The sequence below is a fragment of the Rhizomicrobium sp. genome (assembly GCA_037200045.1).
Taxonomy (GTDB): domain Bacteria; phylum Pseudomonadota; class Alphaproteobacteria; order Micropepsales; family Micropepsaceae; genus Rhizomicrobium.
This window is the reverse complement of the sequence record JBBCHM010000002.1, coordinates 285,611-309,310: the sequence shown is the minus strand read 5'-3', so window position 1 is coordinate 309,310 and position 23,700 is coordinate 285,611. Positions and strand designations below refer to the sequence as shown.

Here is a 23,700-nt window from a genome sequence, read left to right as displayed (position 1 = left end):
GAGATTGAAGAGGATCCGTTCGTGAGCGCGCTTTCATCAAAGACGAAGTCGGCCCGCAACGCGCGCCGTGCCTTGTTGCTCGCCAGTGTCAGCATCCTTTCGCTCATGACGGCGACCTCCGCACAAGCCGGCGATATCTTGCGTGGCAATGTTCTGCCAGCTCCGGCCGCCGCCGCGGCCGCGGCCACTGCCGCGTCGCAGCAGTCGGCAGCCGCGGCGACTCGCGCGCAAGACTCGCTGCTGCGCACCACGCAGGCGCTTCAGGCGATGCAGTCGGCGCAAAGCGCGGCGCGTTCACTGGCGGGTTCAGCGCCGAGCACCGTACCGAACGGTCTGGCCGTAGGCGGCCTTCAGGTCGTCGACAATCCGATTCCGGCGGCGCAGGACACGACCGGCACCAGCACTTGGGATGGCGCCAATGCACCAACCCAGTCGACGGAAGCGAGCGGTCATGTCGATGTGAACATCAAGCAGACGGCGAGTCGCGCCATCCTGTCCTGGAAGTCCTTCAACGTCGGCAAGGACACGACGCTCACCTACGATCAGCAGGGCAATGCCGACTGGGTCGCGCTCAACCGCGTGGTCGGCGCCGGCGCGGCGCCGAGCCAGATACTTGGCGCGATCAAGTCCGACGGCACGGTCCTGATCATCAACCAGAACGGCATCATTTTCGGCGGCACCAGCCAGATCAACACCAATTCGCTGATCGCCTCGACGCTCGAGGTCGGCCGGTCCCTGAACGCCAATGGAGTGGCCGGGCCAAGTACGATCGCCAACCGCGACCAGGAATTCCTGGCCGATGGCCTGCTCGGCTATGGCGACACCCTTGCTATTCCCAATACCGCCGGGACCTTCTCTGGTATCGCCACGAGCAGCGTCGGGAGCGTTCAGGGCACGGGCAAGGTGACGGTACAAGCCGGCGCCCAGATCACCAGCGGCGATGGCGGCTATATCCTTCTGACCGGCCCGGCGGTGGAAAATGCCGGCACGCTTTCCGCTACCGACGGCCAAGTCATCCTGGCCGCCGGCGACGCGCTGATTCTGACGGAAGCGACCGGCGCGGCCGGCAGCGCCGAGCCGGGCATTCGCGGCCTGATTGCAGTTCCGGAGCTCGGTTTGAGCGCATTCACATTGGCGCAAAACGATACGGGCGGCATCATCCAAAGCGATCGCGGCTCGATCTTTCTGGGCTCCGCGAGCACCGACGGCGTCAAGATCGTCCAAAGCGCGACGGTCAACCAGGGCGGCCTGTTCGCCACCACCAGCGTGGCGCGCAACGGCGCGATTCAGGTTTCCGGCTCCTATATCGACATCGCTCCCACCAGCCTCATTGCCATCACGCCGGACGACAATGCGGGAACGGTGCCGCAGGACCCCACGTCGCTGGCGGATTTCAAGCCATCGGAAGTCATCATCGGAAATCTGGGTAGCTCGCTCAACGCGAACTCGAGCATCTTTTCATCGATCAACATCGAATCCAATTCGCTCCTCTATGCGCCATCGGCCGATGTCGACATAGGGCAAGTGCCGGGCGACACTTCCGATGTGGCGAGCCCGGCGGGCATAGGCAATGGCATCGGTCTGAACTCACGGGTTTTCATCGATTCCGGCGCGACGATCGACGTGGCGGGCTTGAAGGACGTGCTGGTTCCGGCGTCGCGCAACCAGATTCAGATCGGTCCGCTGAAGAACAACGAACTCGCCGACAGCCCCGCCTACAAGGACAGCTTCCTCAACGGCGCCACGGTCACGGTCGATCCGCGCCTGTCCGGCGTGCGGGACGATGGCGTCGCCTGGATCGGCTCGCCGCTGATCGACGCTAAGAGCTACGAGCAGCAAGTCGGCGTCAGCGCTTCGGAACTGATGACCACCGGCGGCAATGTGACCATCGGCGCCGCCGGATATTCGAACACCGGGACCGTCATACCCGATGTGATCGTGAAGGCGGGCGCGACCATCGATATTTCCGGCGGTTGGGTCACCTATCAGGGCGGCATGGTCAAGACGACTCAGCTCATCACCTCGGACGGCCGGATCGTCGATATTGGCGCCGCCAATCTCACCGATACCTATGTGGGGATTTATACCGGCGGCGTTGTCGACCATGCCCATTGGGGCGTGACGGAAACCTTCGCCGATCCGTTCGGCAACGGCCAGAAAGCGGTGCCGACCTTCAACGAAGGCCGCGACGCCGGTTCGCTGACGATCAAGGCTTCGGCGGCGATGTTCGACGGCACGATCTATGCCGGCGCCTATGCGGGCCCGCAGCAGATACTGGCCGGCCAGGCCGGGACCGGCACCAGCGCTGTGTATGGCGATGAGCGCTTGATGCAGGGGGCCAACTCCCAGCTTCCCGCGGGCGGCTTCCTCTACTTCCAGGCTCTGAGCGCGTACCCACCAGGCGTATCGAGTGCCACGGCCCCCTATGTCGGCGGAGCGGATATCGTGGTGGAAGCGGCCTCCGATCACCAGGCCGTGGCCGCCGACCTTGCGTTCGGCCAGTCGATCGTGACAGCGCCCGACGGCACGATGAAAATCACCACGCGCGATCCGGCGTCCGTCCCTTCGATCGCACAGCTTTCGACCATCGACCTGTCGGACGCGACATTGTCCGCCTCCGGACTTTCGCAGGTTTCCCTGCATACCAGCGGCGCGGTGACGGTGACTGCCAAGGCCGATGTGGCGCTCAATCCCGGCGGCGTGTTCGATGTGCTGGCCGGCCGTACCATCACGGTGGACGGCACGGTCTCCGTACCGTCCGGGCATATCGCGCTCGAGACATTCGACAGCCGGCAGATCTCGCTCGGCGGTTCGGTGTTTTCGAAAGCACCGGCAACGGTCGGTTCCTTCGATGTCGTCGTCAACGGCACGCTGTCGACGCGCGGGCTTTGGGTCAATGATTACGGGGCGAGCGACGCGGCTCTGCAAGGGTCTGCCTGGCTCGACGGCGGATCGATCTCGATCTATGCGGCGCCGCGGGTAGCCTCGCTGCTGATCACCACGACGGGTAGCGCCATAACGCCGACCACGGTGACAGACCTTTCCGGCAGCATCTACATCAATGCCGGGTCGTCAGTCGATGTCTCCGGCGGCGGCTATGTCGGCCAACTGGGGGCGCTCGATCTTTCGGCGCATGGCGGTGACCTCAGCCTGTATGACGAGACCAGCTACTTCCAACTCACATCGCCTGGAACCAATGCCGGCGCCAGCGGCTTCCGTGTCCACGGCCTCACCAATTCCGGCGGTTTTGGTAACAACCCCTATATTCCGATCAACCCGGATCAGATCAATTCGCGCGTGGAGATTGACCCGTCCGCGATTCACGCCCAGGGCTTTGCCGGCGGCGGCACCTTCACCCTGACCACGCCGGAGATCGCCTTCGGCAGCGACACCACCACCAGCGCCACCGAACTGCCGCTCGACTTCTTCTCCACGGCGGGCTTCGCGAACTACAAGATCACCTCCTACAAGACAGATATTTTCGCCAATCCGTTCGTCAACGATCTGGGCGGCACCGACGCTATCCTGGCGACCCAGACATTGACGGTCGGCGCGGGCCAGACGCTGGCACTGACGCAGTCGATGCTGCCGAGCGTTCTGGATGCCGGCCAGACCAGCGCCCTGCGCGGTCTCGCGTCGGGCGGCGACCTGTTCTCGGTGCTGACACCGTCTGTTCCAGGCAACGCTTGGGACAGCAGGCCGGTCAATCTGACGCTTGGCGGTCTTCTCGAACTGGAAGTAGCTCAGGGCGGCAGCATTACCGGCGCGGCGGGCGCGACGCTCACCGTGTCGAAACTGCTCAACGAGGGCACTATCCGCATCGCGGGCGGCAATATCGTCCAGCAGGAAGTCCTGCCGGGGGTCTATCTCGGATACAACGGAACCCTGCATGACACGGCGCTGGGGATCCACGCGCTGTCCGACATCTTCTCCGTCAATCCGGACGGCAGCATCGACGAAAATGCGGCAAGCACCTATTCGAGCAGTGTGACCAATGCGCAATTGGCCGGCGTCGGAAACGACTTTCTGCAATATGCGATCTATTTGCTCGGCGATCTCGATGCCGATCAGGGCGTCGTGCTGGCGCCCGGCAGCGTGACGGACCTGTCCGGCACCAGCATCCGCAATCCTTATGCGCTCGATCCCAAGACCGGTGCGCCGATCGTCACCGGCCGTATGGTCGATGGCGGCTCGCTCTCGACTGATCCGAATATCGCGCTGCCGGGGCAACAGATCTTCCGGCCCCAGATGCTGTCGGCCTATGCAAGCCTTTTGACGGCTGCCAGTTCCTCGGGCAGTGTCACATTTAGCGGGCTCGATATCGCGCAAGCCGGCCTCGATATGATCGTTGCGCCGAGCGCTATGCTGAATCTTTCCGGCGCGTCCGACGTGTATGACCTGCCGGTCGCAAACCAGTTGCCGTCCGCGAATGTTTCCAATTATGCCCCGACGCCGGTCTGGAGCTCGGCAGGAACGCTGTCCGCCGGTGCCGGCGCGACCCTGACGGGCGCGACGATTCTCGCCCATGGCGGTTCTGCCGAAGCCGAAGGCGGCACGCTGGCCCTGACCGATCCGGTTCTGGTGCAGCACGATCCCGACTTGCCGACGGCGGGGCTGGTGTCGGCCGACATGATCGCCGCTGCCGGCTTCGACACGCTGGTCGCGACGGGCAGCGTCAGTTCCAGCGGCGATGTCACGGTCGATCTGGGCCGCGGATTCTTTCTCCAGAATCGTCTTTATGCCGGTAATACGCCCCCGCCCATCGGGGTGACGCCCGGCGACAATCTGTTGCCCACGGTCAAGGCCGGCGGCCGTCTGGAAATCGACGCGCCCTATGTTTCGTTCATCAGCAACATCGACGGGATCATCAATCCCGCCCAGGGAACGCCTGGGACCGGAAGCGTCGTCTTCAACGCCCAGGCGATCGACATCACCGGCGACGTTCTGTTCGACCAGTCCGTCGCCAGCGCGACGCTGAATGCCAGCGGCGATGTGCGCCTGATCGGCGTGCAGCCATGGGAAAACGGCTTTCCCGGCATCACCATCATCACGCCGACTCTCACCTTGCAGGGCGCGCTCGCCGTCAATGGCGACCTGACGATCAACGCCGCGCAAATCTATCCCACCACCGGATCGAGCTTTGTCATCTCCTCGACCAAGGCTGGTGGCACGATCGCGTTCGGCCGCAGTGGCGCCGCCACACCCGCCACACCTTACTCGGCCGGCGGCAACCTGACGGTGGAAGCCGCCAATATCGTGCAGGGCGGCGTGCTGCGCGTGCCGCTCGGCACCCTGACGCTGGGCACGACGGCCGCCGTGACGGGGTTTGCCCCCGCGACGCAGACCGTCACCCTGACGGATGGCAGCATCACCGCGGTTTCGGCCAACGGGCTGGTCATTCCCTACGGCACTACCACCGACCAGACCGAATGGTATTTCACGCCTACCGATGCCGATCCGCTGACCGCGCCGCCCGCCAAGCTGCTGGCACTTGCCGGCGCCGCGGTCGACATCCAGAGCGGCGCGACGGTCGATCTCAGCGGCGGCGGCGACGTCTTCGCCTATGAGTTCGTGCCCGGCACGGGCGGATCGCGCGACGTGCTCGATCAGCGCAATCCCGACGAGTTCACCGGCAACAACGGTTATCAATATCCCGACCACCGCCAGATTTACGCGATCGTGCCCGGCCTCTCGAGCGCGCCGGTAGCCGCCAACGATCCGATCTATTCGGCCAATTACGGCAGCCTCTCCTCCGTCTCCGGCGTCGGCAGCCGCGTTTATCTGAGCGGCGGCAACGGCCTGGCGGCGGGCTGGTACACCTTGCTGCCGGCGCAATACGCCCTGCTGCCCGGCGGCATGCGGGTGGTGCAGGAGACCGGCGCCAAAAGCGTCGTTCCGGGCACCAATTCGAAGCTGACCGACGGAAGCCTGGAAGTCGCCGGCTATTTCGGCGATGCGCTGTCAGGCGCGCGCTCGTCGCAGGTCGCCCTGTTCACAGTGCAGTCGCAGGCGGTCGTCGCCAAGGAATCGAATATCGCCCAGACCACGGGCAACAGCTATTTCGCGGCGCTCGCCGCGCATGGCGGCGTGACGACACCGCAGCTTCCCGTCGATGCAGGCAGGCTCGTGATCAATCCGGGCGCGTCTCTGCTGGTCGATAGTGTTCTATCCACCGCGGCGGGCACCGGCGGGCGTGGGGCGCAGGTCGACATCGGCGGCAGCAGCTTCGCCATTCTGCCCAGCCTGCCGCAGGATGCGCCCGCCGACGGCACCTTGCGGATTACCGCGAGCAGCCTGACCAACCTCAACGCCGACAGCCTGCTGATCGGCGGCACCCGCAGCGACAATCCGGACGGCAGCACCACCCTCAACGTCACGGCGCACGATATCCTCGTCCAGAACGACGCCACGACGCCGCTGTCCGCCGGAGAAATCCTGCTCGCCGCCACGTCGAACGTGACGGTCGCTGACGGCGCGGTTATCACCGCCAGGGGCACCCTGTCGGACACCCGTACGGGCGCCTACCAGATCGGTTCGGCGGCGATCGGCGGTGCCACCGGAACCGGCGCACTACTGCGCGTGGCCAACGGGCCCGAGCGGCTGGTCGCACGCGTCAACAACACGAACGCCGCCAGCCTGACTGTCGGCGCTGCCACACTCAGCGGCAATGCCGTGATGTTTGATTCCAGCGGCGCCAACAACCTGTCGCCATCGCTGATCATCTCCGGCGCGAAGTTCGTCGCGATCGGCGCTCCGCGCATCGGCCTGGGCTTCGATCCGGCGACCTTTGACGGTCTGGCGGTTACCGGTGCGCTCGAAACGCTGCTGGAGCAGAGCGGGGCGCAACTCACCTTCCGCTCGCAATCCAGTATCGACTTCGCCGACGGCACCTATGATTTCGGCTCCGTCCGCTTCGATGCCGGCGCGATGGCCGGCCGTGGCGGCGCCGTCGTCATAAACGCCGATACGGTGAGCCTGGGCAATGTCAGCGCCGCCGGCGCGGTCTGCAACGATTGTTCGGCCGCCGACGGCACACTCGCGATCAATGCGAGCCAGATCCTGTTCACCGACGGCGCCCTGGCGACCAAGGCGTCGGTCCTCACCACCAATGTCCCCGTCACCCTCGCGGCCGACACGACGTTCATCTTGCCTGCCGGCACAGCCTTGCCGCTTGCCGGATCCACCACCGTGACTGACGTCCTGACGGTACCGACCCGGGTTACAGTCCCGGCCGGAACCACCTTGGCCATCGCGGCCGGCACCGGGATCATCCTGCCCGGGGGCGCCGACGGCGCACTGGCCAACGGCACGACCGTGACGCTCGGCAATGGCGGGACAATTCTTCCGGCGGGCAGCTATGTCTTCCCCGACGGCTATCGATTCGTGTTCAGCGGAACCAACAGCGGCGGCAGCAATGCGGCGGGCACCTACGCCACCGGAACCGCGACCTCGGTTCAGATTCCCGTCAATGCACAGGTCTCGCTGAGCGCGCCGGCGCAGAGCGCGCTGACGAATTTCTTCGGCGGCGGCGTCACCCTGTCGGCGCAGAAGGGCATCTTCGCGCAAGGCAGCGGCAGCCTGCTGGATACCGGCAACGCGGCGCTGACGCTGCGCACGCCCTATATCGGCGACAGCGCGGTCCCGCTTGCCGCCGGCGTCAACGCCACGATTCCCGATCTTGCCTTCTCCTCGACCAATGCTGTCACGATCGACAATGCGGGTGCGGCGGCGATACCAGCCACTACCGGCATTCCGGGTGCGTCCATCACGATCAACGGCGAGTCGGTCGCGATCTCCGGCAGCACCGTCAACGCCACGGCCGGCACGGTCGCCATAACCTCCGCCACCGGCATCACGCTGGCCAATGGCGCCACGGTTCAGGCACCGGGCTATTCCCAGGTGTTTGGCGACGCCGTCGATCCGGTAACCCAGGATGCGCCGGGCGGCCGGGTCACGCTGAAGGCACTGAACGGCGATATTGACCTGGGCACGGGCACGACCGTCTCGGTCGGCGGCGGCAAGGGCATCGCCGGCACGCTGGAACTGCTTGCCGACAAAGGCACCGTCGATTTCGGCGGCACCATCGACGCCCATGCGCCGGATGGCGGCGGCAGCTTCACACTCGCCACCAGCGGCGCGTTCGATCTTGCCACGCTGGGCGCCACGGCGAATGCCCAGGGCTTCACCAAGGCGCTCGACATCCGCACCCAGACAGGCGACCTGACCCTGGCGCAGGGCCAGACCCTGACGGCCGGCAGCGTCAGCCTGACCGCCGATGGCGGCCTGCTGACCGTCGCGGGCACCATCGACACATCGGGCGTCAACGGCGGCAATGTCGATCTCTACGGCGCCGGCGGCGTCACGCTGGCCGGCAGCGCGGTGATTGATGCTCATGCCACCGGCTATGCCGCCGACGACACGCGCCAGGCCGAGGCCGGCAATGTCACGCTGGGCACGGTGGGAACGGGCGCGATCACGGTCGCGGACGGCGCGCTGATCAATGTCGCGGCGACGCGGCCCGGCGACCGGCTGGTGCCTTACGTCACCAATGGCGTGACATATTATAACTATGTCCAGGGCGATGCGGGCGGCACCGTCACCTTCCGCGCGCCGCTGATCGACCAGGCGGGCGCCGATACCGTCAATGTCTCCGTCGCCAGCGCCAACAGCATCGTGGGCGCCGCGGCCGTTGCGCTGGAGGGCGTCAAGACCTGGGATCTGCGGGCATTGGCCGCTATCGCCAATTCCGGCGTCACGCTCGATCCCGCGACCAACACCGTCATCATCGATCCGCGGGGCGACTATTTCTCCAACACGGCGACGGCAGGCGGGCTGGTGCCCTTCATCCAGAATTTCGACATTTTCGGTGACTATTCCCATCTCGGTGGGCTGGCCGCATCCAGCGTCTTCCATGCCACGCCGGGCGTTAGCTTGGCCTTCGACGGCAATATCGAGATGGACCGCAACTGGAACCTGGCAGCCGGCACGGTCAATACGGCGGGCGCCATCGCGGCCGGCCTGATGAAGATGGAAACCTTCAAGGGCGTGAACGGCGCCACCGTCACGACACCCTACGTCGTGCCGGGAGCGGATGCAGCGCTGTTCGCCAACTATGTCAGCATGGTCTACCGCACTGGCGGGAGCGTTTATGGCGAGGCCCCCGACGTCGCGTTCGAGGCGTCCGGCAATCTGACGCTGAACGCCAGCATCAATGACGGCTTCTTCCAGTTCCGCGACCAGACCAATCCGGATTACCTGGCGGCGATCATCCCCGTCAGCAGCGCGCTGGTGACGATCCCAATCGGGTATTACGGCCCATTTCTTGGGTTGGATCCGATCATCAAAACGGACGGCGTGTTTTTCGCGGCGGATCGCGCGGCCGTCATGCAGAGTGCGGCACCGACGGCGCAATCCGGTGCCGTGCCCTACACGATCGCCGGAAACGCGATCTCGCCCGACAAAAGCGGCGATCCCTTCGGTTCCGCCGCGCTGTTCCCGCTGCTGGCGAACAATGCGGTGGCCGATTCCGCCAGCCTGAAGCTTGTGGCCGGCGCCGCCATCGACCGGTCGGCGGCGGGCGCGTTGACGGCCAGCGCCGATCCGCTGGCGGTGGATCGCACCGCCGCCGGGCTGCTCAGCATCGGCGGAAACTACACCTACAGCTATGGCGGCCAGACGGTAAGCGTTGGGTATGGCAACGATCTTTCGCAGACATACGGCCAAATCTTCACAGCCTCGAATGTCTCCTCGTCCAGTACGTGGCTCTCGGACGTTCTCGCAAAGTCGAGATCGGTATCCAATTCCGTCACGGGCGGTGCGAATCTCTTCTATGGCACGGCGGGCGGCCAGGCCCCGCTGATCGGATCGTCCGCGGACGCGAAAAAGATCGACCAGCCCGGCGACCTGATCATATTCAATCTGAATCTCAGCCCAAATGGGACGATCCCCGGCAGCAGCATCAAGCCGGCGGGCGCGTTCAGCAGCGCGGCCCTGCGCGACGTCGCCAAGATTTCCGATCCCAGCAATCCACAATATGACGCCTATCTGCACAATCTGTATGTGAGCAACGCAACGACGCCGACGGCGGGAGGCGATTTCTTCACCGTCGTCGATACCAGCGGCGACCCCTATACCTCCACCGTCGCCAACAAGCTCTATCTGGTCACCAGCGTGAAAACGGCGGCTTACATCCTCCAGAAATATGTCGACCCACTATTCAACACGACCGCCAACGTCACCACTGCCACGGTCAACTCGCTGGTCCGCACCGGCACCGGCTCCATCGGCCTCGCCGCCGCCGGCACCGTCGACCTGACCGGCGGCCCCCGGACGCAGGTGCCAATCTATACCGCCACCCTCGGATCCATCCCTCCCGTGCAGCTTGGCGGCGCAGCCGTCTATACGGCGGGCCATCCGGCGGACACGTCGGTGCGGACGGTTCTGGACCCCGCCACCGGCGAGACGGTCACCGTCGATCCAACAGCGCTGCTGCAGACGGGAACAAACTTCTCGACGAATACGACTTACGACTACGGCAATCTCCTGACCGGCGAAGTGGCTTCCACTGGCACCGTGGGTGTTCTCATTGCCGACGATGTCTATGCCGAAGGCGGCGGCGATGTTTCGGTGACGGCCGGCGGCGATGTGCTGGGCCGCCGCGATCTCAGTGTGGGCACGGCCCTCTATTATGGTTCGAGCCACGAGACCTGGAACGGCTCCTCGGACGAGCCGTGGCGCACCGGCGCAGTGAGCGCCAATACCTGGGCCCAGATCGACCCGCAACTCTATCGCAGCGGCGTGGGCGCGCTGGGCGGCGGCGATATCGCGATCGACGCGGGCGGCAACGTGTCCGACCTCACCGTGACGGCGACCGATTCGCTGGCGACGGCAAACGTCACGGGCGGTGCCGCGGCCACCAAGGCACTGATGACTTTCGGCCGTGGCGATGTGTCGATTGCCGCCGGCAACAATATCGTGGGCGGTCTGGTCGACGTGGCCTCCGGCAGCGGCCGCATCGCCGCGGGCGGCGATATCATCAGCGCCGGGCTGGTCAACGTCGCGGTTTCCACCAGCCGGAATATCGGAACGCTGGACAGTCTCTTGCGGCTGCACCTGTCGGACGCGACGGTCGATATAACCGCCGGTGGCAGCGCGGCGATCCAGGGCGTCTCCGCGCTGGGGCCTGTGCAGTACGTGCAGAACGGCAGCACCAGCGCACTTGCCAGCAACCTCAACGCGGCGGCGCTTTATTCGCCCAATGCCGCGCTGGATATCGTCGCCAACGGATCGGTGCGGATTCCGAACGGGGATGACAGTCTTTTGACGTCAGCCAATCTCCAAAGTCCTGTTGTAGGCCAGGGGCGGCAGGCGATCTATCCAGGGACGCTCGACGTTGCGTCGCTGACAGGCGACCTGGCGATCGTTCCGCCCGCAAGTTCGGGGAGCAGCGCCGCGGTCCTGCTCATGCCCAGCGCCCTGGGCGATCTGCGGCTGCTGGCCGGCGGCAGCATCGCATCCGGCAGCATCGCGATGCTGGATGCCGATCCCGGCACGCTGCCCGGCCTCTTCACCGCCTATTCCGGCGGTCCGTCCGTCTCCTTCGCTGGCGGTACTGCACCGGAGCCCGGAACCGTGCCGCTGACATTCCCCGCCGTTCTCCCCGGCACCACCAGCCAGCAGCGGTTGCAGCAGCACCGGAGCGCCGCGACGCATCAGGACGATCCGGAACCGGTGCGCATCTATGCCGGAACCGACATCGGTTCCACCACGGGTGGCTTGTCGCTGTCGCTCCCCAAGGCGGCCCGCATCGAAGCCGGGCGCGACATCATCAACATGATGTTCTTCGGGCAGAATCTTTCGGCCACCGACATCACGCGCATCGTCGCCGGCCGGGACATCGTCGGGACATCGACATTGGCCAGCCCCGGCACCAACAAGCCCGTGCTCGCGACCTTGGAGGGCAACACTTTCGTGATCGGCGGGCCGGGCAATTTCATGCTCGAAGCCGGCCGTGACCTCGGGCCGTTCCTCAATTCGGCGACGACCGGCACCACCACTCCGATCAGCTATGGCGGCGGCATTCTTTCGGTCGGCAATGAATGGAATCCCTGGCTGCCGGCGCAAGGCGCCAACGTGACGGTGCTGTTCGGTGTCGCCAAAGGCGAGAATTACGACGGCCTGCGCGATTATTATCTCAACCCGGCCAACGTCGCGAACCTGCCGGATTACCTGTTCGAGCAGGTGAGCGTCGACAGTGGCGACAGTCCTGTCACCGTCAGCGGCACGGTCGCCGACCGCAGCAAGCCGGTCTACGCGCCGTTGCTGATCCAGTGGATGCAGCAGAACGAGGCGGTGGCGCTGACGGCGGCCTATGGGACCACGACGATAACCTATCAACAGGCCTACACCGCCTTCGCCCAATTGCCGGAATTGACGCAGCGGCTGTTCCTTAACCAGGTCTATTTCAACGAATTGAAGCAGACGTCCATTCCGACCAGTCCGTCCTATCTGAAATACGCGCGGGGCTATCAAGCGGTGAACACATTGTTCCCCGCCGCCGATGGCTACACCGCCAACGAGCTGGGTGGCGGAAGCAACGGCGCCAACACACCGATCGTCACCGGCAATCTCGACCTGCGCCTGGCGACGATCGAAACGTCGCGTGGCGGCAACATCGAAATCCTCGGGCCGGGCGGGCGGGTGATCGCGGGCTCCACCGTGCGCACCAGCGCGCAGGCGGCGCGCCGCGCCTATGCGGGGGTCGGGCTGCTTGAAGGTCTGCAATACAATTTGGTTGTCGCTCAATTTGGCAACGTCTCCCCGATTTCCTCAATTCCCTCCGGCTATGAGGGCGTGCTGACGCTGCGCGGCGGCTCGATCTCGACCTTCACGGATGGCGACTTCCTGCTCAACCAGAGTCGCGTGTTCACCGAGCAGGGCGGCGACATCGTGATGTGGTCGTCGAACGCCGACCTCAATGCGGGGCAGGGGCCGAAGACGTCGGCGAACTTCCCGCCGGTGCAGGTTATCGTCGACCAGAATGCCTTCTCGCAATTGGATCAGGTCGGCGCGACCACCGGTGCCGGCATCGCGGCGCTGCGGGCGACGCCGGATTCGCCGGAATCGGATGTCTATCTGATCGCACCGCGCGGCACGGTCGACTTCGGCGATGCCGGCGTGCGCGTGTCGGGCGATCTGTTCGTCGCAGCGGCGCAGGTTGCCAATGCGGACAATGCGCAGGTTGGTGGCAACACCTTCGGCGTGCCGACCGCAGTGGCCGTCGATACCGCGGGACTGGAGGCCGCGTCGAACGCCGCGGCCGCCGGCGCCCAGGCAACGCCGCATTTCACGCCGCCGCCTCAAACCGACCTTCCTTCCATCATCACGGTCGAGGTGCTGGGCTACGGGGGCGACAACGCCGCCGACGACGAAGAAAAGCGGCGGCACGGAAAATGAGCGACGGCAACTGCGACACGGCTGAACTGGGTTCCCTGCGCATTCGCGCGGGAGTCACGGGGCGTCCCGTGGGGACGCGGATTGATCCCACCGCTTCCGCGCACAGTTGTGAGATCCGCGCGCTGAATTCCGAAGGTGCCGTGCAATTTCTCTATAGGGAGATCGAGCGCGTCGGCTTGTTCCGGTGTCGAAGTGTATCGGGTGTCGAAACGTTGCTGCGTTCCGAACGCCATGTCGTCTGCGTCTGCACGCAAGGGCATATCGAATTCGAAGAGAACGGCCGGATCTTCCGGGTCGAAGGTTCCCAGGGCGCGATCATGCCGCCGACGGAACGGCGTCTGCTGCGGTGGTCGGACGATGCGGTCCTCCGCGGCGTGGCAATCTTCGAACGGGACTTCCGTCGCGAAGCGAACGCCCTGTCGCGGCGGGCGCCGGCGACGCAGCTCGGAAGCGCCCGCTCGTTCGACATTTCGGGAAATTCCGGAAAACTGTTTTTCGGCTTGATCGAAATGCTCGAGGACGAAATCGAGCACCATCAGGCACCACGCAGCGGCAGGCCCATCCGCGCCGTGTTCGAACGTCTGGTCGTCTATAGCTTGCTGCGCATTGTCGGCGAGGAGGCGGCAGACGAGGGGCGCGCGTCCGGCGTGTCGGTGGCCCCAAGACATATCAAGCGCGCCGAAAATTACATCCGAGCGCATCTGGCCGGGCATCTCGACAACACGCTCTTGGCCGGCATTGCCGAAGTCAGCCCGCGTTCGCTGTATCGCGGCTTTGTGGAATTTCGCGGCGTTACGCCGGCACGCTACATCCAGGAGCTTCGGTTGGACGAAGCCCACAAGCTGTTGTCAGTGGACGGCAAGGCGGGCGGCATTAAGCAGATTGCCGAGCGCGTTGGTTTCCGCAGCTACGCTTCGTTCTGGCGCTCCTATGTGCGCCGATACGGCTTGCCGCCTTCCAAGGCGCGGCTTCCGACAGCCTGTGAAAATGATTCCGCAGGCGGCGGTGCATTCTGATGCTTGGCGCGGCTGAGGCAATCGACTGGCTGGCGGCGGAAAACATCCGCATGGGCATCGCCAAAGCGGCCTACGACAAGGGCAAGGTTCGCTTCACGGGCGCGGACATCACGGGGTACGACTATATCGTTGCTTCGCGTCAGGGCTTGTTCGCCGTCTGCGAAACGGCATATCTGCCGATCGCGCATGGCCAGTTCTTCGGCATCACCATCCGCGACGGCGCGATCTATGCGTTCGAGGCGTGCGACCGCGTTCATGCCCCGACATATCGCGGTCGGCTGATCCGCCTGGACCTCGCCGGCAACCGGATTGCCTCTGCCGATGTGGTTGCGGCCGGCCTCGACAATGGCTGTCATCAGATCGATTTCATAGATGACTGCTTGTGCGTCGTAGACACTTACAATCAAAGGATACAGAGATTTTCGCCGGACTTCGCCGACAGCGAGTTCTTGTATCCGCTTGCGGCGGCCGCGGCGAACGATTGGGCCGGCGGCTACGCCCATATCAATACGCTGTTGCAGGTCGGCGACCAGATCTTGCTGATGCTCCACAATGGCGGCAAGCGCAGCGAGGCAAAGAGCGCGATCGCCGTCCTGGACCGGCAGTGGCAGATGATCGACCGCTGGCCCCTACGGGGCCGAGGCTGCCACAATATCGCCGTCATGGAGGACGGCGATGTCCTGTGCTGCGGCTCACTGGGCGGCGAGGTGATCACGCTCGACGGAGTGGCCAAGCGCGTCACATCCAAAATGACGCGCGGGCTATCGGTGGACGCCCGTTCGATCGTCGTCGGAGCGTCGCTGTTCGTCGTACGGGAGGAACGGGGCTACGCACCCGGAAGCGTCCATTTTCTCGATCGATCGTTTCGGCAACGCGCGGTGCTCGACCTTCCCGCGGCGCCCACCGAAATCCGCAGGCTGGACGGAGACGACTGCTCCTTGTCTGTTTTCGTCCGAAAGACTAATCGCACCGTAAGACGCCGGACGGTCGAGGCAGTGCCATGAACGGGGCCGCCGTCAGGAGACGTGACGAAACGGCTGGGCCGCGAACCGAAGCCGTTCCGGAGGATGCGTTTCGCTTGGAGCTGCCCTTACCTAGGCAATTCACCGTCCAGGATGAATTGGCGCTTCTCCTCTCCGCCCACTCTCGATTTTCGTTACCGCAGAAGCAGCGCGACCGGTTCGCCGGCATGCTTTTTCAGATGGACCGGTTCGGCGAGGCTATCGATCTGCTTCGCGCGGTCGAAACGCGGCGAAGCTATGAGAACCGAATGCTGCTGGCCGCGGCCCACCTCGCCAGGACAACCGAAAGCGACAACGCCGCCGCGCTGGAGGTATTGATCGAAGCGAACGGGCTGGCCGCCACACCCACGCAACACGCCACCGCGCTCGCTGAGTTGGGCAAAGCGATGTTGCGGCTGTGTCGTGCGGACGAGGCCAGGGAGGCCTTTCTCGCCGCATTGCGCAGCGACCCGGCCAATGCCGACGCGTTTCGGCGGCTCGCTTTGCTCGATATCGGATGCGGCGCCGCTGCCGAGGTGCTTGGGCGTTCGAATGTCTTGGTTGATGGCGGACTTGTTCATCCGTACCTACTGGCCGTGCGTGCCTTGGCCTTCGCGGTCCTCGATCGTATGGACGAGGCGCGCGAAACGTTCGGGTTCGAGCGCTTCGGCCATGGCGGCGTTCTTTCGCCGCCGCCGGGCTGGTCGAGCATCGAAATGTTCAATATGGCGCTGGCCGAGGAGATCGCTTGTCATCCCGGTCTTCGTTATGAACGCGTCGGCACCGCGTCCCTGGCGAGTTGGCGCGTGGACGACCCGTTGCTTGAACGATCCGTCCTGCTGCCGCTCTTGCTGGAAGCGATCCGGCGCAAGATTGTCGCCTATGTTGCCGCCATGCCGGCGTACGCGCCTTTTGCCCGAACAGGGCGCGCGAGCCGCGCGACGCTGACTGTCTGGTCCGTCCTGACGCGGAACGACGGATTTGAGGATTGGCACATCCATCCGAGCGCATGGTTGAGCGGGGTCTACTATGTCGAAGTCCCATGCGCCGTGCGGAGCGGTGGGGGCAAGGCAGGCTGCATCGAATTCGGTGCGCCGCCGGCCGTGATCGGTGCACAGTTGGCGGCGCGGCTTGGAACACATGTTGTTCGTCCGCAAGCCGGGCGGTTCATGCTGTTTCCATCGCACAATTATCATCGCACCTATCCGCATGATGGTGACGGACGCCGGATCTGCGTGGCGTTCGACGTTGTTTCGCAAGAGGCCCGCTCGACGACAGAGACCCATGGCCCAGACATTTCTGTATAGGGCTTACGGCCTCATCGTCCGTTCCGAGCTCCCGATTCCGGGTGCATGTCTGTTTTCGGGTAAGGCGGAAATGTGTCCGCACGCGCCCGACATAGAGATCGTCGTCGACTCCGTATGCGCGGCGATGCCGGGCACGCAGTACGGACCGTATCGGCGCAACGGAAATTCTCTGTTGTACGAAATGCCGGGGATCGCTCGCTATCTTTGCCAGGCGGGACGAAGAATGGTGGTCGAGCCGGCGTGCGGCGCCTCGGCGACCGACGTCGGCGACATGTTGATCGCGACCGCCTTGCCGGCGCTACTCTGGATGCGGCCGGGAGAGATTGTGTTGCATGCCGCGGGCGCCGCGATCGGCGCAGCAAAGTCCGCGATTGCAATCTGTGGTCCTTCGGGCAGTGGCAAATCGACCGTCCTGAGATCGCTGCTTTCAGCCGGGCGCGTTCTTGGAGACGATACGCTTCGGTTGCTTGTCGCTGCGGAGGGCGTAAAGGCAAGTGGGCTGCCGGCGCGCTATTGCTGGAGCGAGGACCCTGGTTTCCACCGAAATGGCCATGACGTCGTAGCGGAACAGACGCTGCGATCGGCGCCGCTAGCCGCGCTCTGCGTCTTGGATCTGCCAAGGTCCACCGGACCGGCGGAGTTCAGGCGACTGACCGGCGTTGAGGCACTTACGGTGCTGCTGGCACAAAGACACCGTCCGAAAGTGCCACGCCTTATGGGCAAGGAGGGGGAAGTTCTTCCCCTGTTTGGCCATCTTGCGAAACTCCCACTCTATTCTTGGCGCAGGAAGGAAGGGGCAGGGGACCTGACACGCGAAGAACTTGCCTTCCTAGGAAATCGGGCGCTGCGCCCAGCACACAAGCAAAAGGAGCTCGTTGAACAATGACCGCCATGGCGAGATGGAAGCGATCCGATCAATTTGTCGGCACCCAGATAGAGGATTCCTTCGTGATATTGAGTATCGAAACGGCGAGCTACTACGCCTTCAACGCATCGGCAAACGACATTTGGGACTTGCTGGCCGCGCCCAAGAGCACCGAGGAAATTGCGACAGCGCTTACGGAAAAATACGATGTCGCGCCGGGTGATTGCTTGCGGTCCGTCGAACGTGTGGTGATGGACCTTTCCCAAAAAGGTCTGGTATCACCGGCTTAACGGCCATGGACTATCCGCATCGCAACGAAAACCGCGCCGTCGCATTTGGGCTCCGATGGTCCAGTGCTCTGCCTCTGCGGCAATTTCAATGCCTGGAATTTGAGGGGCCCCCGGATGTCGCAGTGACGATTGCTGCGCCGCCCGTGCCGGCGCGCACCGAATTGGCACGCTGGGGCACGGGTGCAGTTTGTTCTGACGGATACCGTTTTTCGGCGGATGCGGAAGCAATCATCGATATTTTCGGCGCGGACCGGATCGCGGTGACGCCCGGGGAGAACTGGACCGGCGAGATGCCACCGCATTTTTTTGGCACCGCGACTGCGGTGATCCTGGCGTCGCGCGGACTGATACCGTTGCATGGAACGGCTGTTGAAATTGCCGGCTGCGCGGTGTTGCTCTGCGGCCGTTCGGGTGGCGGTAAGTCGACCATCGGTGCGAAGTTGATCGCGCTGGGAGGAAAGCTGATATCCGATGATCTGACCGCGCTGGTCATGGATCCAGACGGCCTACCATATGTGCTCGCGGGGCGCCCGGGCATGCGGCTTCATCCGGATACCGCCAAGGCCTTGAGCGCCAGCTTGGATTGTGGAACGCCGGTTCCGGCGCTTAATGGCAAGCTGCTCGTCTTCCCGCGGCGGATAGCGTCCTTCGAACGGCGTCTGCTGGCCGGTGTCGTCATGCTCGATCGTGACGATGCCGTCCTTCCTTTGAAATTGCAGATACTGCTTTTGCGCTCCCAAATATTTCGGCCAAGACTCATGCATTTGGTACCGAATGCCATGGAGCGCTCGAAGGTGACGGCGGAGGTCGCGCGCAAGATTGGCGTGGCGCGGATGCGCGAGTTGCGCGTATACGACGAGCGGACATGCTTGGCGCTCGCACAGCAGATCTTCGCGCGATGTGAATCGCCAGCGCATCCAGCCTGAGCGTTCATCCGATTTTGCGACCTGATATGCGGCTCCAGCATTCAAATGCGTTGCTCGCCCGTCAACCCAGCAATCCGCCCCGCGGCGCAAATTGAAATAATGGCAAGATATGCAATTTCCGATATCGACAGATCGCTTCGGCAGGACTGATTGTGGCAGCAATTCGAATATGGCACCGAATTGGCAGTCTTTCTCGGTTTGCGGGACGAGGATTCATATTTACATATGCCCCATCAATCCCTGCATGAGGATATCCCATGAATTCCGACCCGAAGACCGCACGCACCGACAATCGTCTTGCCTGGATCGAACCCAAGGTCGAGCAGCTTGACGTCGGCGAGACGGCCATGCTGCCCGGCACGGGTGCTGACGGCGGCGCCGGCGACAACACGCGTTCTTAAGCAGCCCATTCCGTACGATATCAATCCAACTCTTGCGTCTCCCACCAGACGAAGAATTCGGCCATCATTGCGGTCATCTGTATGTTGAACTGTCCCGTGATCGGCAATGCGCCGCCGCGGGACAGTTTTTCTGTCTGGCCTTCCAGCCATGGCAGGTTGATCCAGTCGCGAGCGTCGGATCTACGATAGACTGCCATTCTAGCCTTCACATAGTGCGCTTGACGCTGCAGCCGCAGTGAATAGTCCGGCGAGAAGGGGCGCGGATGCGTGCGTAGCCGAATCTCGTCGGGCAACCTGTTTTTGAGCATGGCACGGGCGAGGGCCCGTGAGAGCCTGTCGTGACAAGCGAAATGCGCCGGCATGCCGGCCGCCAGAAGCGCCAGTCTTTGGTCCCGATAGGGTGTGAGATGACGCAGTCCCGCGAGCGGTGCGGAGGTGGCAAGTATGCCGACCTTATCGAAGCCCGGCCCGAACCCGAGTTCTTCGTCCGGATGCAGCAGCTCATCTTTTTCCAGTGAAAGATGTTGCGCGCGTATGTCCAATGGCAGGCGCTGCAGCGCATCGTGAGACAGCTTGGCGTGAAAGCCGGCGTCGGGCCATGTCGCGCCGCGCAGCCATTCCCTGGCTGTGCCTTTGGCTTCGCGTATCACTTTTCGCAATTCGGATAATGGAGATTGAAGCGAGACCGGTCTTGTCAGTGTGAGCTCGCCCCATGCGCCATCCAGCATTGCGTCGGCCCCGCCCGCGGCCGCCGTGTCGTAAAGCGTATCGTACAGGTAATGCCGGGGTGATTGAGAAGGACCGTCCGCCTGCGCAAAGGTACGTCCCAGAGGCTGATAGACACTTGGGCTTTCATGGGGGGTCACGAATTCAATCGGCAAGTGCAGCGTCCGCGCCACCGCCTCGGCGAATTTTCGTTCGTCCGCCAGATTGCTACCTTCGGGTGCGACCGAGGTCATGCAGAACAGCGACTGGCCGGGCCGGCGCTCCTCGGCCGCCAGCCAGGCCAGGGTCGAGGAATCCAAGCCGCCGCTCAACGGTACGGCCACGGTGCCGTGCCGTGCCAACGTCTCGCGCATGATACGGCGGGCGGTCGTTTCCAACGCCGTGACCGCCTCCTCGAAGCTGCCTTCCCAACGCGGCGGGAGGGAGGCCGTTTGGGCGTCCGACTTGCTGTGCCTGCCAGATGAGAAGGTATGGCAGGTTCCAGGCTGCACCGCCCTTGCATTGCGCAATATCGTTCGATCCGCCAGAAAACGCTTGCGTAGTGACGCGCGCGCGACCCACAGCGGCAGTCCGACGGGGTCGAATTCGCGGCCGACCCAGGCGAGGGCGCTCAGACGGCGGACATCCGGCGCGACAGCCACGCGGTGCCCATCCGTGGAAAATCGCATGACATCGCGCAGCGTATCGGAAACCCCGATGATCAGTTCGCGGCTTGCAGCGTTCCATGTCAGAAGCGACCATTCGCCGGCCATATGCGCATTCGCCCCGGCTCCCCATTTCCGCATTGCGCGCAATGCCAGCGACGCCGGAGTTTGCGCAGAGTCGCAGCCGACCTTCGTGGCCAACTCCAGCGGTTCGTCAAGGTGGCCCAGAAAGACGAGCAGAGTGTCGTTCTCGACCGTATTGCTGATGGCGTGCCGCTCCGGTTCGGAATACGCCGCGCGTACTGCCAGGCCAGGCATGCGAATGACGCGGCTATCATGTGGATCCGACAAGCCGAGCAGGGCACTGTCGTTGCCGGAAAGTGGCGCACCGTCCAAGGAGGCCAGCGCATAGAGGCCAGTTTTCATTGTGGCGCCAGGAACCAGCCGGCAAACACACGGCGCGGCCCACCCGCGGTGACCGGCTGAACCCGGTGTTCCAATTCGGACTCGACTCGGAAAATCAGAGCCGTACCCACGTCGCGATGAATGTGCCGGATCAGCATTCGCCGCGAACGCTTCTCGCGCAGCTCGAAGAGGCCGCCGCTATAGGGCACATCGCTCAAATTGACCGTGATCGCCAGCCGGCGCGACGCCCCATTTCGGTCGTCGTGCCAAGCCAATTCCTCGTGAGGGCGGGGCGCGAACTCCGCAATGTCGCCTTCGACGGCGGCGAGCGGTCCGCAACCGGTTGCGCTCTCCACGAAGCGCAGGACGTCGGGCCGCCGCAGCGCCGCGCGAAGCGCCTTTCCCGCGATCGCCGGCGGCGCTTCGATGCTGCGCTCCCCCAGGCCTGGCACCGTGTTGGATACGAAGGATGCCTTATCGCAGAGCGTCAGCAGCATTTGCCGGAAGGACGTGTCGAAGATATTGGGAAGCAAGGCAGCATGCGTGTCGGAAAACGTCCTCCGCATATCCGCAACGACTTGCGGATCGCTGGAAAAATGAGTTTCCGTCGATGAAATCATCAAGGGCTGTGCCGTCATATCACCGTACAGGCTTTTGATCGTCCCGATCTCCGACCGGCACATCATTCCTGCCGCCAGACAAGTACGTTGCGACGATCATGTGCACCGCAAACCTGGATTTCGTCGCCCGGATTCGTCTCGACCGGGGAGTCGAATCTATAGAACCGTAGCTTCCAGTTCGATGTCACACCGGCGGCGGGACGGTTCTCGTAAGATGTGACGTCGTCCAGGGTCAGCTTGATCCACTGTGCCACGCCGTTGACTGGACCGCCTGACGACCGGCAGACCACGCGCGAGCGCCCTGGGGCATGGTAGGCCGGCGACGCAAAGTCGAAGCTGAATAGATCTTCCGGCTCGCCGCGCAAAATGACGTTCGGATCGCCGGCGACAAAGGATCGCTTCGGTTTGGCAAGTTCCAGGAAGGCCGATACGTCAAAACCTGAAATGTCGTTCAATACAAGGCTTGGATCGCGCAGATCCTGCGCCAGCGCCACGCGAACCACGCCGCGTGCCGGGATGACTATCGTACCGGCGTGGGCGAAGTCGCGCATGACCCGCTCGTGAGAAGGCAATACGCCCTCGTCGAGAAGATTGCTGGATACGATCTCCGAGACGATGACATCGGCGCGTCCGCCCAGATCCTCTGCCAAATCCAGCTTGTCGGAATGTTTGACAAGGACTTTTATCCGATCGGTATACCCGTTTCGAGAAATGATTTTTCGGGCCGTCTCGGCCACCTGCCTGTCCATCTCACATGTGATGACTTCTCGTGCGCCTGCTCGGGCCGCCATCATCGCGAGGAGGCCGGAGCCTGTGCCGATTTCGAGCACGCGCGCGCCAGGCGCCACGGCCCGTCGCAAGGCTGTGTCGTAAGCGCTGTTTCGCAACGCATCGCCGAAAATCTTGAAATGCCATTTGGGGATATGTGCGGTAACGAGATCCTTGACGGCCGCCTTGAGCCAACCGTCGTCGGGCGCAAGGTGCAGCGCTCGCCTGCAAAGTTCCGCTGCATCGTCGTATTGTCCGCCATTGTGAAGCTTTCTAGCGATCATGAGCATTGTCGCCGGATCGTCTTTTGCCGCAGCCTCAAATGCCGTGGTCAATTTTCTAAGATCCACGACGGTCGCCCTCTTTCAGTCCGGCGTTCGGCTCAGGGTGATGAAGACCGCATCGACCTAATTTTTGAAATCCCAGCTCGTTATAGTAGATGTCCTTGATGCGCCGGTTATCGCGCCCGAAGATGGGGGCGCGTGGATCGGGCGCGTGATGATCTTCAAGCAGCAGGACTTCGAAGCGATTCGCAAAAGCGGTGTCGCAAAGTCGGAAATTGGCGTTGGCGATGAAGAGCAGGCCGCCCGGCTTGAGACAGCGGGTAAAGTCAGCGACCGTGCGCTCGAAGTCGTCAAAGCGGATAAGATGATCGCAGCGCTCCGTGCCAGCGGCGCGCAAGCCACCATGCCGTAGGACCGAGAGGCAGAAGATCGCGTCATAGGAGTCGACGTCTTCGCCGCCGGTGGTGCCCGCGACCACGAACGTCGTGTTGGAATCCGGACCGACGCGCGACCGGCAAATCGCGATGTTGTGCGGATTGATGTCGATGCCAACGATCGCCGCCTCCGGGAAGTAATGGCGAAGCGCCGACACCTCTTCGCCCGTGGAGCAGCCGAATGACAAGAGGCGCAATTTCATGCGCCGTTCAAAATGCTCCCGGGCAAATTGGAAGAGAGCCGGGTAGCGGTCCGGGCCGGTATGATTGTCGAGCTGGAAAATATTCGGCGGCTTCCGGAGGCGAAGGAGCGCCATGCTGCGCCAACTTCCGTCCGTCACAAGTTTGTACAGGGCGCGTGCGGCGCGAAAAGCCAATGGGCGTTTCCGCGGAGGCATGTTGGCACGCGCCGGCTGGGCTATACGCACGGACCGAATGGGACACTCTCCAGCATGGCCGTATCTACGTCGGCGTTTGATCGCAGTCGCGGCCGATCCAAGCGCTTTCGCTTTTATCGGACAATTCGTCTGGTAAACGAAACCTCTTCGGCGACCGAAG

12 protein-coding genes are annotated in these 23,700 nt (G+C 63.7%); 8 read left to right on the top strand and 4 right to left on the bottom strand.

Features of this window, described 5'->3' with window-relative positions; translation table 11 throughout:
- The first annotated feature begins 21 nt into the window (after positions 1 to 21).
- From WDM86_16720 to WDM86_16685, 8 genes are all read left to right on the top strand, one after another.
- Positions 22 to 13,455 (top strand): filamentous hemagglutinin family protein, encoded by a 13,434-nt coding sequence (locus WDM86_16720; protein ID MEI9991673.1) that lies wholly within the window; start codon positions 22 to 24, stop codon positions 13,453 to 13,455.
- The gene (locus tag WDM86_16715) at positions 13,452 to 14,471 is read left to right on the top strand and encodes a helix-turn-helix transcriptional regulator (protein MEI9991672.1); all 1,020 of its coding nucleotides are present in this window, start codon (positions 13,452 to 13,454) and stop codon (positions 14,469 to 14,471) included. The genes WDM86_16720 and WDM86_16715 overlap by 4 nt, the downstream gene beginning before the upstream one ends.
- Positions 14,471 to 15,475: a hypothetical protein gene (locus tag WDM86_16710; protein MEI9991671.1), complete on the top strand. Its 1,005-nt coding sequence runs from the start codon at positions 14,471 to 14,473 to the stop codon at positions 15,473 to 15,475. Before WDM86_16715 ends, WDM86_16710 begins: the two co-directional genes overlap by 1 nt.
- Positions 15,472 to 16,779 carry a putative 2OG-Fe(II) oxygenase gene (locus tag WDM86_16705; GenBank protein MEI9991670.1) on the top strand — a complete coding sequence of 436 codons (1,308 nt, stop codon included), beginning with the start codon at positions 15,472 to 15,474 and terminating at the stop codon, positions 16,777 to 16,779. The genes WDM86_16710 and WDM86_16705 overlap by 4 nt, the downstream gene beginning before the upstream one ends.
- Positions 16,757 to 17,665 carry a hypothetical protein gene (locus WDM86_16700; protein MEI9991669.1) on the top strand — a complete coding sequence of 303 codons (909 nt, stop codon included), beginning with the start codon at positions 16,757 to 16,759 and terminating at the stop codon, positions 17,663 to 17,665. Before WDM86_16705 ends, WDM86_16700 begins: the two co-directional genes overlap by 23 nt.
- Positions 17,662 to 17,934: a PqqD family protein gene (locus WDM86_16695; protein MEI9991668.1), complete on the top strand. Its 273-nt coding sequence runs from the start codon at positions 17,662 to 17,664 to the stop codon at positions 17,932 to 17,934. Before WDM86_16700 ends, WDM86_16695 begins: the two co-directional genes overlap by 4 nt.
- Before the next feature lie 5 nt (positions 17,935 to 17,939).
- Positions 17,940 to 18,860 carry a hypothetical protein gene (locus WDM86_16690; protein MEI9991667.1) on the top strand — a complete coding sequence of 307 codons (921 nt, stop codon included), beginning with the start codon at positions 17,940 to 17,942 and terminating at the stop codon, positions 18,858 to 18,860.
- Positions 18,861 to 19,117: 257 nt separating this feature from the next.
- The gene (locus WDM86_16685; GenBank protein MEI9991666.1) at positions 19,118 to 19,261 is read left to right on the top strand and encodes a hypothetical protein; all 144 of its coding nucleotides are present in this window, start codon (positions 19,118 to 19,120) and stop codon (positions 19,259 to 19,261) included.
- Positions 19,262 to 19,281: 20 nt separating this feature from the next.
- Here the strand turns inward: WDM86_16685 and WDM86_16680 are convergent, their stop codons facing one another.
- The 4 genes from WDM86_16680 to WDM86_16665 are packed head-to-tail and all read right to left on the bottom strand — an operon-like array spanning position 19,282 to position 23,459.
- Entirely contained in the window at positions 19,282 to 21,057 is a 1,776-nt protein-coding gene (locus WDM86_16680; protein MEI9991665.1) for an asparagine synthase-related protein, read from the bottom strand.
- Positions 21,054 to 21,674 (bottom strand): 2OG-Fe(II) oxygenase, encoded by a 621-nt coding sequence (locus WDM86_16675; protein ID MEI9991664.1) that lies wholly within the window; start codon positions 21,672 to 21,674, stop codon positions 21,054 to 21,056. The genes WDM86_16680 and WDM86_16675 overlap by 4 nt, the downstream gene beginning before the upstream one ends.
- Positions 21,675 to 21,718: 44 nt before the next feature.
- On the bottom strand, positions 21,719 to 22,774 hold the full coding sequence (locus WDM86_16670) for a 50S ribosomal protein L11 methyltransferase (protein ID MEI9991663.1): 1,056 nt from the start codon (positions 22,772 to 22,774) through the stop codon (positions 21,719 to 21,721).
- Positions 22,764 to 23,459: a class I SAM-dependent methyltransferase gene (locus WDM86_16665; protein ID MEI9991662.1), complete on the bottom strand. Its 696-nt coding sequence runs from the start codon at positions 23,457 to 23,459 to the stop codon at positions 22,764 to 22,766. The genes WDM86_16670 and WDM86_16665 overlap by 11 nt, the downstream gene beginning before the upstream one ends.
- Between the last annotated feature and the right edge of the window lie 241 nt (positions 23,460 to 23,700).

Excerpts from the sequence above, each read along its gene's own strand:
- WDM86_16700 (MEI9991669.1), top strand. The coding sequence starts at position 16,757 with ATGGCCCAGACATTTCTGTATAGGGCTTACGGCCTCATCGTCCGTTCC.
- WDM86_16685 (MEI9991666.1), top strand. The coding sequence starts at position 19,118 with ATGAATTCCGACCCGAAGACCGCACGCACCGACAATCGTCTTGCCTGG.
- WDM86_16715 (MEI9991672.1), top strand. The coding sequence starts at position 13,452 with ATGAGCGACGGCAACTGCGACACGGCTGAACTGGGTTCCCTGCGCATT.
- WDM86_16665 (MEI9991662.1), bottom strand. The coding sequence starts at position 23,459 with ATGGCGCTCCTTCGCCTCCGGAAGCCGCCGAATATTTTCCAGCTCGAC.
- WDM86_16680 (MEI9991665.1), bottom strand. The coding sequence starts at position 21,057 with ATGAAAACTGGCCTCTATGCGCTGGCCTCCTTGGACGGTGCGCCACTT.
- WDM86_16705 (MEI9991670.1), top strand. The coding sequence starts at position 15,472 with ATGAACGGGGCCGCCGTCAGGAGACGTGACGAAACGGCTGGGCCGCGA.
- WDM86_16695 (MEI9991668.1), top strand. The coding sequence starts at position 17,662 with ATGACCGCCATGGCGAGATGGAAGCGATCCGATCAATTTGTCGGCACC.
- WDM86_16675 (MEI9991664.1), bottom strand. The coding sequence starts at position 21,674 with ATGACGGCACAGCCCTTGATGATTTCATCGACGGAAACTCATTTTTCC.
- WDM86_16690 (MEI9991667.1), top strand. The coding sequence starts at position 17,940 with ATGGACTATCCGCATCGCAACGAAAACCGCGCCGTCGCATTTGGGCTC.
- WDM86_16710 (MEI9991671.1), top strand. The coding sequence starts at position 14,471 with ATGCTTGGCGCGGCTGAGGCAATCGACTGGCTGGCGGCGGAAAACATC.